This window comes from Herbaspirillum sp. GW822-FHT03A08 (genome assembly GCF_058801885.1).
In genome coordinates this window covers 24,991-40,832 of the sequence record NZ_JBXANR010000006.1, presented here as the reverse complement: position 1 = coordinate 40,832, position 15,842 = coordinate 24,991, and the positions used below count along the sequence as shown (strand labels likewise).

General features: G+C 59.9%; 15 protein-coding genes. 9 read left to right on the top strand and 6 right to left on the bottom strand.

All coding sequences use genetic code 11. The annotated features are described in order from the left end of the window. The first annotated feature begins 123 nt into the window (after window positions 1-123). The 6 genes from rplQ to AC1RN6_RS18715 all read left to right on the top strand — a co-directional run bounded on the left by rplQ (window position 124) and on the right by AC1RN6_RS18715 (window position 5,633). Window positions 124-513 carry a 50S ribosomal protein L17 gene (rplQ, locus tag AC1RN6_RS18740; RefSeq protein ID WP_050479914.1) on the top strand — a complete coding sequence of 130 codons (390 nt, stop codon included), beginning with the start codon at window positions 124-126 and terminating at the stop codon, window positions 511-513. A 376-nt stretch (window positions 514-889) separates the two neighbouring features. Beyond that, on the top strand, window positions 890-1,822 hold the full coding sequence (locus tag AC1RN6_RS18735) for an ATP-binding cassette domain-containing protein (RefSeq protein WP_493006973.1): 933 nt from the start codon (window positions 890-892) through the stop codon (window positions 1,820-1,822). A 26-nt stretch (window positions 1,823-1,848) separates the two neighbouring features. Further along, window positions 1,849-2,625 carry an ABC transporter permease gene (locus AC1RN6_RS18730; RefSeq protein ID WP_493006972.1) on the top strand — a complete coding sequence of 259 codons (777 nt, stop codon included), beginning with the start codon at window positions 1,849-1,851 and terminating at the stop codon, window positions 2,623-2,625. Between the two features lie 35 nt (window positions 2,626-2,660). After that, a complete protein-coding gene (gene cutA, locus AC1RN6_RS18725; protein ID WP_493006971.1) occupies window positions 2,661-2,993 on the top strand; it encodes a divalent-cation tolerance protein CutA in 333 nt (110 codons plus the stop codon). A gap of 55 nt (window positions 2,994-3,048) precedes the next feature. Next, window positions 3,049-4,827, top strand: a complete 1,779-nt coding sequence (gene dsbD / locus AC1RN6_RS18720) for a protein-disulfide reductase DsbD (RefSeq protein ID WP_493006970.1) — start codon at window positions 3,049-3,051, stop codon at window positions 4,825-4,827. A 167-nt stretch (window positions 4,828-4,994) separates the two neighbouring features. Next, a complete protein-coding gene (locus tag AC1RN6_RS18715) occupies window positions 4,995-5,633 on the top strand; it encodes a peroxiredoxin (protein WP_007875357.1) in 639 nt (212 codons plus the stop codon). Between the two features lie 72 nt (window positions 5,634-5,705). Here the strand turns inward: AC1RN6_RS18715 and AC1RN6_RS18710 are convergent, their stop codons facing one another. Continuing rightward, a complete protein-coding gene (locus AC1RN6_RS18710) occupies window positions 5,706-6,647 on the bottom strand; it encodes a LysR substrate-binding domain-containing protein (protein ID WP_493006969.1) in 942 nt (313 codons plus the stop codon). Between the two features lie 183 nt (window positions 6,648-6,830). On the opposite strand from AC1RN6_RS18710, the gene gbd reads away from it, so the two are divergent. The 3 genes from gbd to AC1RN6_RS18695 all read left to right on the top strand — a co-directional run bounded on the left by gbd (window position 6,831) and on the right by AC1RN6_RS18695 (window position 10,879). Beyond that, window positions 6,831-7,970: a 4-hydroxybutyrate dehydrogenase gene (gbd, locus tag AC1RN6_RS18705; protein WP_493006968.1), complete on the top strand. Its 1,140-nt coding sequence runs from the start codon at window positions 6,831-6,833 to the stop codon at window positions 7,968-7,970. 14 nt (window positions 7,971-7,984) lie between these two features. Continuing rightward, the gene (locus AC1RN6_RS18700; RefSeq protein ID WP_493006967.1) at window positions 7,985-9,580 is read left to right on the top strand and encodes an aldehyde dehydrogenase (NADP(+)); all 1,596 of its coding nucleotides are present in this window, start codon (window positions 7,985-7,987) and stop codon (window positions 9,578-9,580) included. Window positions 9,581-9,694: 114 nt separating this feature from the next. Beyond that, window positions 9,695-10,879, top strand: coding sequence for an ABC transporter substrate-binding protein (locus AC1RN6_RS18695; RefSeq protein ID WP_493007359.1), 1,185 nt, complete (start codon window positions 9,695-9,697; stop codon window positions 10,877-10,879). A gap of 158 nt (window positions 10,880-11,037) precedes the next feature. On the opposite strand, the gene cuyB is transcribed toward AC1RN6_RS18695, so the two are convergent. The 5 genes from cuyB to hemB form a co-directional block, all read right to left on the bottom strand. Further along, entirely contained in the window at window positions 11,038-11,739 is a 702-nt protein-coding gene (gene cuyB, locus AC1RN6_RS18690) for a cysteate racemase (protein WP_493006966.1), read from the bottom strand. Next, on the bottom strand, window positions 11,736-12,548 hold the full coding sequence (locus tag AC1RN6_RS18685; RefSeq protein ID WP_493006965.1) for an ABC transporter ATP-binding protein: 813 nt from the start codon (window positions 12,546-12,548) through the stop codon (window positions 11,736-11,738). Before AC1RN6_RS18685 ends, cuyB begins: the two co-directional genes overlap by 4 nt. Beyond that, a complete protein-coding gene (locus AC1RN6_RS18680) occupies window positions 12,545-13,378 on the bottom strand; it encodes an ABC transporter permease (protein WP_493006964.1) in 834 nt (277 codons plus the stop codon). The genes AC1RN6_RS18685 and AC1RN6_RS18680 overlap by 4 nt, the downstream gene beginning before the upstream one ends. 55 nt (window positions 13,379-13,433) lie before the next feature. Beyond that, on the bottom strand, window positions 13,434-14,465 hold the full coding sequence (locus tag AC1RN6_RS18675) for a taurine ABC transporter substrate-binding protein (protein WP_493006963.1): 1,032 nt from the start codon (window positions 14,463-14,465) through the stop codon (window positions 13,434-13,436). Between the two features lie 270 nt (window positions 14,466-14,735). Beyond that, window positions 14,736-15,746 carry a porphobilinogen synthase gene (hemB, locus tag AC1RN6_RS18670; protein WP_493006962.1) on the bottom strand — a complete coding sequence of 337 codons (1,011 nt, stop codon included), beginning with the start codon at window positions 15,744-15,746 and terminating at the stop codon, window positions 14,736-14,738. Between the last annotated feature and the right edge of the window lie 96 nt (window positions 15,747-15,842).

Here is a 15,842-nt window from a genome sequence, read left to right as displayed (position 1 = left end):
CAGCACCGTAGTAGTAGCAACAAGTCCTGGCAACAGGCAATAACCTAATCGATACCGGTCCGCGGCAACTAGACACTGCCGATAGAAGAGCTGGATTAAAACTGTAATCTGAAAGGAAATATCATGCGTCACCGTCACGGTCTCCGTAAACTGAATCGTACTTCCTCGCACCGCCTGGCAATGCTGCGCAACATGACAGTATCCCTGCTGCGTCACGAAGCAATCAAGACAACTCTGCCAAAAGCCAAGGAACTGCGCCGCGTCGTCGAGCCTATCCTGACTCTGGGCAAGACTGACACACTGGCTAACAAGCGTCTGGCATTCTCCCGCCTGCGCGATCGCGAAATCGTCGGCAAGCTGTTCTCCGAACTGGGCCCACGTTACGCTACTCGTAACGGCGGCTACCTGCGTATCCTGAAAATGGGTTTCCGCGTTGGTGACAATGCACCGATGGCTTTCGTTGAACTGGTCGATCGTCCAGACGTCTCCGAAGAAGCGCCAAGCGTTGAGTAATCTCGCTGCATGCTGACATCGCGTCAAGCACGATGAAAAAAAAAGCCAGGCTATGCCTGGCTTTTTGCATTTTCGGGCGACGAGATGCGCAGTGTCTTGTAAGTGTGTGGAATGTGGAAACGACCAGGCCCGCACGCGGTCGAATGGCGAGGTGCGGTGAAACACGGGCACTGCCGGGGGCATTCACCTGATAGCTAAAAGGATGCAGAGCGACCGTGTGCCTGCCATCGGAGATCCTGACTATCGGCGGCCGAACGTCCCTAGCGATGACTGCTAACTCTATTGCAATGACTAACGCTGCAGCATTGCGCATTGCAGCTACAAACAAAGACCGCAGAGACGACAGAGACGCTCCCGTTACAACGCCAAGGACAACATGACAGAGACATCGATACTTTCAGTCAGCAAGCTGCACAAAGCTTTTGGCACCGGTGCCGGGCGCACGCCTATCATCAACGACTTGTCTTTTGCCTTGCGTCCCGGCGAATGCTACGGTCTCCTCGGCCCGAATGGCGCCGGCAAGACCACTACCTTGCGACTCTGCCTCGGCTTGTCGATCCCGGACAGCGGAGAGATCCGGCTCAACGGCAAGCCGATACCGGACCAGGCGCGCGCCGCCCGCATGCGGGTCGGCGTAGTGCCGCAAGCCGATAATCTCGATCCCGACTTTACCGTGCAGGAAAACCTGCAAGTCTTCGGCCGCTACTTCGGCATCGCCGACGCCGTGATGGCGCAACGCATTCCGGACTTGCTGGAATTCGCCAACCTGTCGGCCAAGAAGGATGCGCGCATCGGCGAACTGTCCGGCGGCATGAAGCGTCGTCTGACGCTGGCGCGGGCGCTGGTCAACGACCCCGATCTGATTTTCATGGATGAGCCGACCACCGGCCTTGATCCGCAAGCGCGCCACATGATCTGGGAGCGTCTCAAGAGCCTGCTGGCGCGAGGCAAGACGATACTGCTGACCACCCACTTCATGGACGAAGCGGAACGCCTGTGCGACCGTCTGGCCGTCATCGATCACGGCAAGATGATTGCGGAAGGATCGCCGCAGCAACTGATCGCCCAGCACATCGAAGCGGAAGTCATCGAAGTCTACGGCGAAAACGCCCGCACCTGGGCCGGACAGCATGGTCGCGATCACGCCGCGCGTGTCGAGCACAGCGGCGAAACGGTGTTCTGTTATACCAATCAGGCGCACACACTGCTGGCGACCTTGCAGAACGTCCAGGGCGTGCGCTATCTGCACCGGCCGGCCAATCTTGAGGATCTCTTTCTCAAGCTGACCGGCCGCGAAATGCGCGATTGAGAATATCGAGAATCAAGGATCACGACATGACAAGCATCTACGCCTTTCCCGCATTCTCGTTGCGCTTCTATCCGATCTGGCGGCGCAATTTCCTGGTCTGGAAAAAGCTGATGGTCGCCAGCGTGCTGGGCAACATCGCCGACCCGCTGATCACGCTGATCGCCTTCGGCTACGGTCTGGGCAGCATGCTGAAGGAAGTCGACGGCATTCCCTACATTCACTATCTGGCCTCGGGATCGATCTGCATGTCGGTCATGATGGCGTCGTCGTTCGAGGCCTTGTACTCGGCCTACTCGCGCATGAGCGTGCAACGCACCTGGGATGCCCTGATGAATGCGCCGCTGGCGCTGGACGACATCGTCCTGGCGGAACTGCTGTGGAGCGCCACCAAGTCGCTGTTCAGCGGTGTCGCGATTCTGTGCGTGATGTTTGCGCTCGGTATCGGGCTGCATCTGCAAGTGCTGCTGGTGTTGCCGGTGCTGTTCCTGGCGGGCATGACCTTCGCCTCGCTCGGTCTGATCATGAATGCGCTCGCGCGTGGCTATGATTTTTTCACCTACTATTTCACATTAATCCTGACACCGATGGTTTTTCTGTCGGGCGTGTATTATCCGGTTGCGCAGTTGCCGCCGTGGCTGCAGCTGGTATCGCAGTTCCTGCCGTTGAGCGCGGCCGTTAACCTGGTACGTCCGCTGGTGCTTGGCGGCTGGCCGCAGACGCCGTTGCTGGATCTGGGGATACTTGCGGCATATTGTTGTTGTGGATTTTATGTGGCGATGATTTTCACGCGCCGCCGGTTCTGAGATCGGCCTGCACGCTACTCATAAGGAGGACTGCCATGGACCAAACTCTGCTCGTACTGAGCAACGTGCCGGACGCTGAGCTGGCAGGCAGCATAGCGCGTACGCTGGTGGAGCAACGGCTGGCCGCCTGCGTCAATATCATGCCTGCGGTACAGTCGGTATATCAGTGGCAAGGGGCCGTTGAGCATGCCAGCGAGGTTACGCTGATGATCAAGACCACGCAGGCGCGCTACGCCGAATTGGAAGCCGCCATCAAGGCGGCGCATCCGTATGATGTACCCGAGATCATCGCCATCCCGATTGCGGCCGGTTTGCCGGCCTATCTGAACTGGATCGTTGCAGAAACAAGGAAAGAGTTGAATGTTTAAGCGTTTGCTGGCCGCCGTAATACACGGCGCCATAGGGGGAAGTTGGAAAAGCGGCATGATGGCGCTAATGCCGCTGTTGCTGGCTATGCCGGTCGCAATCGTATCGATGATGGCGCCGGCGACTGCGCATGCGGAAGATTATCTGGCGCCTGAAGTGGCGTTCAGCTTCTTCGCCAGAATGCTGGACGCCAAGACGCTGGAAGTCGATTACGCCATTGCCGACGGCTATTACATGTACCGCGACCGCTTCCACTTCAAGGCGAAGGGCGCGACGCTCGGCCAGCCGGAGTTCCCGCAGGGTAAGGTCAAGTACGACGACAACTTCCAGAAGGAAGTGGAAACCTATCACAACAGTGTCAGCATCCGTATTCCGGTTGACGCTGCCGGCTCCTTCACGTTGACCGCAACCGGGCAGGGCTGCGCCGATAAAGGTCTGTGTTACCCGCCGATGGACACTGTAGCGGCACTGTCGCCGGACGCCATCGGCCAGGTAGTGAAAGCAACTGCCGGCGATGGAGCGGCTTCCGCTGCAAACGGCGGTGCCAACGGTGCAGATGCCTCCGACATGGACAAGATCAGCGCCGTCCTCAAGAGCGGCAAGCTGCTGGCAGTGCTGTCCTTGTTTTTCCTGCTCGGCATCGGCTTGTCGTTCACGCCGTGCGTCTTGCCCATGGTGCCCATTCTGTCGTCCATCATCGTCGGTGAAGGTGCTCAGTCCAGTCGAGGACGCGGCTTGTTGCTGTCTGTCACCTATGTGCTCGGTATGGCGCTGGTCTACACCGCATTGGGTATCGCCGCCGGCATGATCGGTGAAGGCTTGTCGGCCGCCCTGCAGAATCCCTGGGTGCTGGGCGTGTTCGCTTTGCTGATGGTCGGCCTGTCGCTGTCGATGTTCGATTTCTATCAATTGCAGGTGCCGTCGGCGCTGCAGTCCAAACTGACGCAGGCGTCGGAGCAGCAGGGCGGCGGCAAGCTGGCCGGCGTCTTCATCATGGGCGCAATTTCGGCGCTGATCGTCGGCCCTTGCGTAGCCGCACCGCTGGCTGGCGCTTTGCTCTACATCAGCCAGACGCGCGACGTGGTGCTGGGTGGCAGCGCCTTGTTCGCCATGGCCATCGGCATGGGTGTGCCGCTGCTGATTATTGGCGCATCGGCCGGCGCCTTGTTGCCGCGTGCCGGCGGCTGGATGGAATCGGTCAAACGCTTCTTCGGCGTGCTGATGCTGGCGACCGCGTTGTGGATGGTGTCGCCGGTTATTCCTGCGTGGTTGTTCGTCGCGGGCTGGGCGGCGCTCGGTATCGCTTACGGCGCGTATTTGTTGTGGAGCCAGCCGGTGCGCTGGACTTCGCGCGCCCTCGGTCTGGTGTTTGTTGCCTTGGGATTGTTGCAACTGGTCAGCGTCGCCACTGGCGGGCGCGATGCTCTGGCGCCTTTGTCGCATCTGCGTGGCGGCGATGGCAGCGGCGCTCAGGCTGCGCACACCGACTTCGTGCGCGTGCGCTCGATCGCCGAACTCGACGCCGCGCTGGCGCAGACCAACGGCAAAGCGGCCTTGCTCGACTTCTATGCGGACTGGTGCGTCTCCTGCAAAGAGATGGAAAAATTCACCTTCACCGATGTGCGCGTGCGTGAACAGTTTTCGAAAATGGTCTTGCTGCAGATCGACGTCACCGCCAACAACGCCGACGACAAAGCCATGCTCAAACGCTTTCAGCTGTTCGGACCGCCGGGCATCATCTTGTTCGATCGTCAAGGGCGCGAATTGCCAGGCAAGCGTGTGATCGGTTATCAGAACGCCGACCAGTTTCTGCAGAGTCTGCAAGCCGTCCGGTAAGACTCCTGTCGCGATCCATTTGTCATAGCCTGAGGTTATTAGGTTACGCATTAATAGTTGTTGATACGTGACCGGCGCAGACTTATAGTTAACGCCCTGTTCTGGATGCGTCTCGCACTCTGTCGACGCGCATTTCCCTTACTACTTTCATGACCAAGGAGACTGAGATGACCTTACGTTTGGGCGATACCGCACCGGATTTCGAGCAAGATTCCTCTATCGGGAAAATCAAGTTCCATGAATGGGCGGGCGATTCCTGGGTGGTCCTGTTCTCGCACCCGGCCGATTTCACGCCGGTCTGCACCACCGAGCTGGGCCTGACCGCCAAGCTCAAACCTGAATTCGACAAGCGCAACGTCAAAGCCATCGCCTTGTCGGTGGACGGCGCCGAAGCGCACAATCAATGGATCAAGGACATCGAAGACACGCAAAAGACCGTGGTCGGCTTCCCTATCGTTGCCGACGTCGACAAGAAAGTTGCCGGCCTGTACGACATGATCCATCCGAACCAGTCGGAAACCGCGACGGTTCGTTCGCTCTTCATCATCGATCCGAAAAAGAAGGTGCGTCTGATCATCACTTACCCGATGAGCACCGGCCGCAATTTCGACGAAGTGCTGCGCGTGCTGGATGCGCTGCAACTCACCGATGGCTATACCGTCGCGACCCCAGGTAACTGGAAAGACGGCGACGACGTCATCATCCCGTTGTCGGTCAAGGATGAAGAAGTGATCAAGCAAAAATATCCGAAGGGTTACACCTCGCCACGTCCTTATCTGCGCATCACGCCGCAGCCGAACAAGTAAGCAGACGTTTCGCCTCAAGAAAAAGCGCTCCCGACGGGAGCGCTTTTTTTACGTCTGAAGCTAACAGCAACGCTACGCCAGTTCCGGCGGCACTTCGGCGAACTCGTCGATGAACAACTGCGCAACCGATGAGCGCATGCTGCCGTGGCGCGTCACCAGCTGATATGGTTCGCTGCGCGACTGCAGCGTCAGCGGCAGGATCGTCGTCATGCCGAAGCGCGTGCAGAACTGCGCCACGTCGACCGACATCAGCGCGACGAAGGATGGATTTCTCTGCAACAGGGACAAGGTCGTGAAGGCCGAGGTCGTTTCCAGCAAATGCAGCGGGAAACGCAGGTTGGCCTCGTGGAATTCGCGTTCCAGCAGCAGGCGCATCGGCATGTTGGCGGAATACACCACCCAGCGCGAGTTGGCCAGGTCGCTCAGTTGCAGCGTCTGCTGCTGCGCCAGCGGATGGTGAATGTTGGCGACGACCGCCAGCTTTTCGTTGTGAATATTGACACTGTCATAAAGGTGCGGCTGCTGGCTGATACTGGTGCGGCAGATTGCCATGTCCAGCCGGCCCTGATCCAGCATGCGCAGCAGTCGCGCGCTGGTGTCTTCGACGATTTCCACCGACAAGGCGGGGCGCTTTTCCAGCAAGCGCGTCAGCGCATCGGTCAGCAGCGGCACCGCCCCCATGATCACGCCCAGAGCCAGCCGTCCGCCATGGCCTTGCAGGATGCCGATCATGTCCTCGCGCAGGTGCGCCAGGTCGGTCTGGATCAGGCGCGCATAGCGGATCACGCAATGGCCGAGGTCGGTCGCTTCCAATCCGCGGTTGGTACGCACGAACAGCTGCGCGCCCAAGGTCGTCTCAATCTCTTGCAAAGCCTTGCTGGCACCGGGTTGCGTCAGTGCAACCTGCTCCGCCGCCTTGAGCAGCGAGCCGTGGTCGGCCAGCGCGGTCAGCAGCCGCAGCTGCTTGAGATGCAGGCGGGAAGTGATAGAGCTTAAGGATGGAATGTCTTGCATTGTTTTGTATGAGTCATGGTTATAGCTGTATCAGTAGCTCTCATTAGGCAAAGCGTGATGATTGGCATACAGTTTCGCCTCTAAAGCTTGATTTGCGTAGGGAAAATGCCATGCGCAAAGACATTTGGAGACGGCCGGATCCGAATGGCAGTGCAAGTATATCTATAACTTTAAGGCTATGTAATGGCACTGATTAACTACATTACCCAGGTTCAGTTCGACTATGGCGCACTGGCGCTGCTGCAGCAGGAATGCGACCGCATCGGTATCCGCAAACCGCTGATCGTCACCGACATGGGCATCCGCAACGCCGGCATCCTCGACAAGGTCGTGGCCCAGTTGAAAGACGGCGCACAAGTCGCCGTGTTCGATCAGACTCCTCCGAACCCGAATGAAAACGCCGTGCGCGCTGCGGTCAAGATGTTCCGCGACGGCGCTTGCGACGGCATCATTGCGGTCGGCGGCGGATCGTCGATTGACCTTGCCAAGGGTGTGGCCGTGTGCGGCACGCATGAGGGCAAGCTGAAATCCTTCGCCCTGATCGAAGGCGGCCTCGCCAACATCACCGCCAAGACCGCGCCGGTAATTGCCATCCCGACTACTGCCGGTACCGGCAGCGAAGTTGGCCGCGGCGCGATCCTGATTCTCGATGACGGCCGCAAGGTCGGCGTGTTGTCGCCGTACCTGGTGCCGCGCCTGGCGATCTGCGATCCGGAACTGACATTGAATCTGCCGGCCATGATGACCGCCGCGACAGGCATGGACGCGATTGCTCACTGCCTGGAAACCTTCATGGCGCCGTCCTTCAATCCGCCAGCCGACGGTATCGCGCTGGACGGTTTGTGGCGCGCCTGGGCGCACATCGAACGCGCCACCAAAGAGCCACACGACCGCGAAGCGCGCCTGAACATGATGAGCGCCTCGATGCAAGGTGCGATGGCATTCCAGAAGGGGCTGGGCTGTGTGCACAGCCTGAGCCACTCGCTGGGCGGCATCAATCCGCGTCTGCATCACGGCACCCTGAACGCGATCTTCCTGCCTGCCATCATCGAATTCAACAAGGATTCGGAATCTGTCATCAAGGAAAAGAAACTGGCACGCATGGCACATGCCATGGGTCTGGCGAACGAAGCCGACATCGGTCCTGCCATCAAGGACATGAGCAAGCGTCTCGGCTTGCCGACCGGCCTGGCCGAACTCGGCGTTACCGAAGACATGTTCCCCAAGATCATCAAGGGCGCGCTGGCTGATCACAGCCACAAGACCAATCCGCGTGTCGCGTCGGAAGACGACTACGCGCGCATGCTCACACAATCGATGTAAACGGAGAGAGACAAATGACCATCCTCGGACACAACTACATCGGCGGCGCACGCAGCGGCAAGGGCGACGTCAAGTTGCTCAGCATCGCAGCAGCGACCGGCGAAGCGCATGCCGTTCCATTCCTGACCGCAACCGAAGCGGAAGTCAGCGCCGCGGTTGATGCCGCCAGCGCAGCCTATCCGGTTTATCGCGCCTTGCCTGCAGAAGCGCGCGCGAAATTTCTTGACGCCATCGCTGAAGAAATCGACGCCCTCGGCGACGACTTCATTGCCGAAGTATCGCGCGAAACCGCATTGCCGGCAGCTCGTCTGCAAGGCGAGCGCAGCCGCACCAGCAACCAGATGCGTCTGTTCGCCAAGGTCTTGCGCCGCGGCGATTTCTACGGTGCTCGTATCGACACGGCACTGCCGCAACGTCAGCCGCTGCCGCGTCCCGATCTGCGTCAATATCGCATCGGCCTCGGTCCGGTGGGCGTGTTCGGCGCCAGCAATTTTCCATTGGCGTTTTCGGTTGCCGGCGGTGATACCGCGGCAGCTTTGGCAGCCGGTTGCCCGGTCGTGTTCAAGGCGCACAGCGGCCATCTGATCACGTCTGAGCTGGTGGCTGACGCCATTGAGCGCGCCGTCAAGCGCAGCGGCGTGCCAGCCGGTACCTTCAACATGATTTACGGTGATCGCGTTGGCGCACAACTGGTCAAGAGCGCCGGCATCCAGGCGGTCGGCTTCACCGGTTCGCTGCGCGGCGGCCGTGCTCTGTGCGACATGGCGGCAGCGCGTCCGCAACCGATTCCGGTATTCGCTGAAATGTCGAGCATCAACCCGATCATCCTGTTGCCGCAAGCACTGGCGACACGCGGCGAAGCGATTGCACGCGATCTGATCGGCTCGGTCGTGGTCGGCGTCGGCCAGCTGTGCACCAGCCCGGGCCTGGTGCTGGGCGTACGTTCGCCGGAACTGACCAGGTTCATCGAACAACTGCGCGAAGCGATGGCTGCGCAAACGCCTCAGACCATGCTAAACAGCGCCGGTCTCAAGACCTATGGCGGTGGCGTGGAACGTCTGAGCAAGGTCCCTGGCGTGGTCGCCGTTGCCGCCGGCGGCAGCAGCGATACCCAGGCCGTGCCGCACCTGTTCAAGGCGGAAGCGTCGGTGCTGTTCACCAAGGATGCGCCGCTGGAAGAAGAAGTGTTCGGCCCTGCAACCGTCATCGTCGAGCTGGAAAGCCGCGAACAGCTGATCGACTTCGCCCGCAACATGCACGGTCAGCTGACCGCGACCTTGCAGGCGCAACCGGAAGATCTGCGCGCCTATCAGGATCTGATCGCGCTGCTGGAACACAAGGCTGGCCGCCTGCTGGTCAACGGCTTCCCGACCGGTGTTGAAGTCAGCGACGCCATGGTGCATGGCGGTCCGTATCCTGCGACTTCGGATGCCCGCGGCACCTCCGTCGGCACCCTGGCAATCGATCGTTTCCTGCGTCCGATCTGCTATCAGAACTATCCGGACGAGCTGTTGCCGGCGGCGTTGCAAAACGCCAATCCGCTGGGTCTGATGCGTCTGGTCGATGGTGAACAAACCAAGGCTGTCGTGAACGATCCGCGCACAGCGTAACGAAGTGAAGAGGGAGGTAGCGTGCGGCTGTCCCATGCTCATGCAGCTGCGCGCTACGGTGGAACCATAACAACAGAGGAGACAGGTTTGAAGAAATTTCTGAAACTGGCAGCGATGTCCGCTGCAATGTGCGCAGCATTCGCAAGCAACATGACAGCGGCCAACGCCGCAGGCGATACCATCAAGATCGGCTTCATCACCGATCTGTCCGGCACCTATGCCGACATGGACGGCCAGGGCGGCATCGAAGCCATCAAGATGGCGATTGCCGATGCCGGCGGCACCATCAACGGCAAGAAGGTCGAGTTCGTTTTTGCCGATCACCAGAACAAGGCCGACATCGCAGCCAACAAGGCGCGTGAATGGTTCGACCGCGACGGCGTCGACATGCTGATCGGCGGCGTCAATTCCGCAGCCAGCCTGGCCATGGGCAAAGTCGCCGGTGAAAAGAAAAAGGTCTTCATCTCGGTCGGCGCCGGCACCACGCGCCAGACCAATGAAGAATGCAACGCCTACACCATCCAGTACGCCTACGACACCACAGCGCTGGCGCGCGGCACCGGCGCTGCTATCACTAAACAAGGCGGCAAATCGTGGTACTTCGTGACGGCCGATTATGCCTTCGGCACCTCGCTGGAAAAAGACACCAGCGACGTCGTGAAGGCCGGTGGCGGCACCGTCGTCGGCCAGGTGCGCGCACCGCTGGCAACGTCCGACTTCTCGTCCTTCCTGCTGCAGGCGCAGTCCTCCAAGGCGCAGATCCTGGGTCTGGCGGTAGCGGGCGGCGACGTGATCAACGCCATCAAGGCGGCCAATGAATTCGGCGTCAACAAGACCATGAAGCTGGCGGGTCTGCTGATCTTTATCACCGACACACATTCGCTGGGCCTGCAAGTTACGCAGGGCATGTACCTGACGGACGGCTGGTACTGGGATCTCAACGACCAGTCGCGCGCATGGGGCAACCGTTACTTCGGCAAGATGAAGAAGATGCCGACGATGTTCCAGGCCGGCGATGCGTCGGCTGTAGGCCAGTACCTGAAGGCGGTCAAAGCGGTTGGCAGCACCGATGCCGACAAGATCATGGACTACCTGCGCAAGAACAAGATCAACGACTTCTACACTTCCAACGGCGTGGTGCGTCCTGACGGCCGCATGGTGCATGACATGTACCTGATGGAAGTGAAAAAGCCGTCCGAATCCAAGCGCCCGTGGGACTACTACAAGCTGGTGCAGACGATTCCAGGCGACCAGGCTTACATGACCAAAGCGGAGTCGAAGTGCTCCTTGTGGAAATAAACATCAACTGAATATCAACTTGTCTCTGTGCAGTAGATGCCAAAGCAGGCGCAAAGACAAGTGAATGGCTTCTGAGCAGAAGTCGGCGAAAGCCGATGCATTTCAGCGCATCTCGACTCACGTCGGGGTGCGCTTTTTTTATGCGGCGTCAGAAAAGTCTATTTGTTTTGCTCGCGCCAATACGCAAGGCAAGCGTGCGCCAGCGCCTCATTGGTGTCGACCGACACGGCGAGAAGAGGAGAGCTGATGCGTTCAAGGCCGGTGGCGATTTCCGTACAGGCGAGCACCAGACGGGTCGCGCCGCGCGCCAGCAAGCGTTGCCCTGCAGCTTCCAGCAAACGCCCGCCTTCGGCGATTTTGCCGTGCTTGACTGCGTAGCATCCGGGCATGAACAATTCGTCGAGTTCGTCTTCCGTATTGACCACGTAACGGCGTTGTAAAGCGTCGAAGCGGTCTTGATACAGGCGTGACTGCAAGGCGCCGCGCGTCGCCAGCAAACCGACGGCTTCCTGCTTGTCGTCCAACTGCGCCAGTGTGGCGTCGACGATGTGAAACAGCGGCGTCTGACTTGCTGCCGCCAGTTCTTCAAACCAGTGATGCGCGGTGTTACACGCAACCGCAATGCGTGTGGCGCCGGCGGCGTTCAGCACGGCGATGCCCTGCAGCATGGCAGGCAACGGAGAAAGGCCGCCACGCGACAGAGCGAGCTGGCGATCCGGAATTTGCGGCACATTCCACAGCAGCGTCGGGATGTGCTGCTGCTCGGTTTCGACGGGATTCAATTCCAGCAGCTTGCGCGCAAAATCCACCGCCGCCAGCGGACCCATGCCGCCGAGCACGCCTAGCAGCGGCGCACTCATGACGCTGTGCTCCCCATGCTCTTGCGGGCTTCTTCGCGCACAATGTGAAGGATCTTTTGCTTGAGCGCACCGTAGCCGACGTCGGCGACCAGCAACTCGACATCGCGAGGACGCGGGAAAGGTATCCTGAACTCGGCGCAGATGCGCCCCGGCCGCGCCGACATCACCAGCACGCGATCGGCGAGGAACAGCGCCTCATCGACATCGTGGGTGATGAACAGGATGGTGGTGCCGGTTTTTTGCCAGACGCTGGTGAGCAGTTCCTGCATCATCAGCCGCGTTTGCGCATCGAGCGCGCCGAAGGGTTCGTCCATCAACAGGATTTCCGGATTGGGCAGCCAGGCGCGCGCGAGGGCGACCCGCTGGCGCATGCCGCCGGACAATTGCCACGGCATGTGAGGATGGAAATCCTGCAAGCCGACCAGGCGCAGATAGCGTTCCGCTTCCGGCAGATAGGCTGACTTTTTCACTCCCGCCATGCGCGGGCCGAACGTCACGTTGTCCAGCACGGAGAGCCAGGGAAACAGTGTCGGCTGCTGGAACACCACACCGCGTTCCGGGCCGGGTTTGTTCACCGGCGTTCCGTCAAGAAGGATAGCGCCAGTGTCGGTTTGTTCGAATCCGGCAATCAGGTTGAGGATGGTCGACTTGCCGCAGCCGGAGGGACCGAGCAGGCAGACCAGCTCGCCTTGTTCCAGTTCCAGCGTGATGTCGGAGAGCACCGGCGTCGCCGCTTGCTTGCCGGAGGTGAAACTTTTGTTGACGCCGTCGAGCCGCACGCGTGCGGGCAGTTGTGCAAGCTGGTTCATGCGTCGCGTCCCGCCCAAGGTACAACGGCGCGTTGCAGCAGCACCAGCGCCAGGTCAAACAGATAGCCGATGCCGCCCAGCAGCAGAATGCCGAGCATGACGACATCGGTACGCAGATAGGTGCCGGCGTTGATCACCATCCATCCGAGACCGGAATTGGCGGCGACCATTTCGGCGGCGATCAGCGAGGTCCAGCCGATGCCGATCGACAGGCGCACGCCGGTAAAAATTTCCGGCAAGGCGTTCGGCAAGACCACGCGCGTAAATATCTGATAGCGGTTGGCGCCGAGCGTTTGCGCGGCGCGTATCCGGTTCTTGCTGACACCGACTGCTGCTGCAGCTGCGCTGACCACGACACTCAGGAAACACGAAATGAAGATAAGAAAAAACTTGGAGCCTTCGTCGATGCCGAACCACACCACCGTCAAGGGAATCAGCGCGATCTTCGGCAATGGCCGCAAGAATTGCACGAACGGTTCCAGCACCGCGCTGACGGGTTGCGACAAGCCCATCGCCAGTCCCAGCGGAATGCCTGTCACGATGGCGGCGACAAATGCCGCCGTCGCGCGCAGCACGCTGACCCAGATGTGCTGCCACAGCGAGACCTGACGGTAGCCGTCGGCGAGGATGTCGACCGTAGTCTGGAAGATCTCGGTCGGTGGCGGCAGCAGCAGCGGATCGATCCACTTCAGGGTGCCGGAGAGTTGCCAGACACCCAGCACCAGCGCGACAGCGCCAGTGCTGACGGCAGCACGGCGTGTTGCGCTCATGCCGGACTGCGAGCGCGTGCCGATGTACTGACTGGCAGATGTGCTCACGGGTGTCGTCATGAGAGTACTCCTCGCCGGGCGCGGCAATGCTTGTTGTGTTGCATCGTCGATTGCATTATTTCGCCACAGCCTGTTTCAGGTACGTCGTATTGATCGCCGGTGCGAAGGATTCCGGAATATCGCTCTTGCGCAGGTCGCCGATTTCCACCAGGAAGTTGGCGGTGTCCTTGGCGGCTTTGGCGATACCGGAGGTCGGCGTAGTCGCGCCGTTGCCGAGGAATGCCGGTGTCAGCTGCTCGGTGTTGGACGGATATTCCAGACCTGTCAGCACGCTGCGGGCTGTTTCAAACGGGATGTCGAGATGCTTTGCGATCAATTGCGCGGAGCCGTCCGGGTCCTTCTTGTACTGGTCGACCTTCTCCTGATAAGTGCGCAGGAACTTCACGACCAGTTGCGGATATTTCTCGGCGAATTCCTTGCGCACGACGAAGTTGTTGTAGATCAGGAAGCCATCTTTTTGCAGTTGCTTGGTGACGAAGATTTCATGTCCGCCATCGGCTTCGAATTGTTGCGTGAACGGACCCCAGACGTAGGCTGCATCGATGTCGCCGCGCTTCCATGCGGCGACCTGATCGGCCGGCTTCAGCGGCACCAGGCGGATCTTGGATTTGTCGAGGCGATTGACTTTGATAGCCAGCTCCAGCGCATATTGCGCAGTCGAGTTGGGCGGATAGGCAACGGTCTTGCCTTCGAGATCCTTGACGCTGTTGATGTTCTTGCTCTTGCGCCCGATCAGGCGTTCGCTGGTGGCGATGACTTCGGGGACGCTGATGATTTCAATCGGCAATTTGCGCGCGATGCCGGCCACTGCCGGGCTGGACCCGAAGCGGGCGATGTCGATCTCTTTGGCCGCAAATAGCGACAGCACGTCGGCGCCGGTGGCGAAGGGAATCCATTTCACCGGTGCGCCGAAGGATTTGTCGAAGGACTTGTCGATCTTGCCGAGGATCCAGACGCGCGGACCGCCGGCCCAGGCGAAGCGGACTTCTTGCGGCACGTCTTCGGCGCAGGCGACGTTGATGTTGACGACACTGAGTGTGAGTGCGGCGATCGCCGCGAGTTGTTTGAAGAGTTTGTGCAATGTCATTCCCGGACCTTTTTTCTTGTTGAGCGAAAAGCGGGCGCGGCATTGTCATGGAAATACAAAGCGCGCCCGCGAAAAGAATCGGAGCCCGACAGGACTCCGTATTCCGCTGACTATAAAGAGTCCGGCGACTTTGTAAAAATACCAATTCAGAGATTGGATATCCGGATTTCAACTATGCCGCGTGGGTAGGGCGAAACCGGTGGAAGGGGATAGACGGAAAAGGGAGAAAGCGCCGCCTGGGTGGCGACGCCGGCGGACTTGTTTTTTAATTTATTTCTTGAGGTAGCGCGCGATATCGCGGGCGAAGTAAGTCAGCACGCCGTCGGCGCCGGCGCGCTTGAAAGCCATCATTGCTTCCATCATGGCTTTGTCGTGATCGAGCCAGCCGTTTTGCGCGGCGGCTTTGATCATGGCGTATTCGCCGCTGACCTGGTACGCAAAGGTCGGGACTTTGAACTCATCCTTCACGCGGCGCACGATGTCGAGATAGGGCATGCCGGGTTTGACCATGACCATGTCGGCGCCTTCTTCCAGGTCGAGCGCGACTTCGCGCAGCGCTTCGTCGCTGTTGGCCGGATCCATCTGATAAGTGCTTTTGCTGCCTTTGCCGAGATTGGCGGCCGAGCCGACCGCATCGCGGAACGGGCCGTAGAACGCCGAGGCGTATTTGGCCGAGTACGCCATGATACGGGTATAGATGAATTTGTCCGCTTCCAGTGCGTTGCGTACGGCGCCGATGCGGCCGTCCATCATGTCCGACGGCGCCACGATGTCGACGCCGGCTTGTGCTTGCGTGAGCGCCTGCCGGACCAGCAGGGCGGTGGTTTCGTCATTGAGCACGTAACCGCTGTCGTCCATCACGCCGTCCTGGCCGTGGCTGGTGTACGGGTCGAGTGCGACGTCGGTCAGGATGCCGAGTTCGGGGAAGCGCTTCTTGAGCGCGGCGACGGCACGCGGCACCAAGCCGTCGGGATTGGTGGCTTCGATGCCGTCCGGTGTCTTCAGCGACGGATCGATGACCGGGAACAACGCTAGCACCGGAATGCCGAGCGCGACGGTGTCTTCGGCGATGTGCAGCAACTGGTCGATGGACAGGCGTTCAACGCCGGGCAAGGAGCCGACCGGCGTGCGCAGGTTCTGGCCTTCCTGGATGAAGACCGGATAAATCAGATCGGCCGGAGTGATGACATTTTCCTGCATCATGGCGCGGGAAAACGCGTCCTTGCGCATGCGGCGCATACGGATGGCGGGGAACTGGGGAGACTTGATAGACGATGACATGTGAATACTCGCTAAAGCGCATGAAAAAGTACATGAAGACGACGCTGAGCGGGCGGCGCAGATACCTTGCACCCGGTATGTTGGTAGCGACGTTAA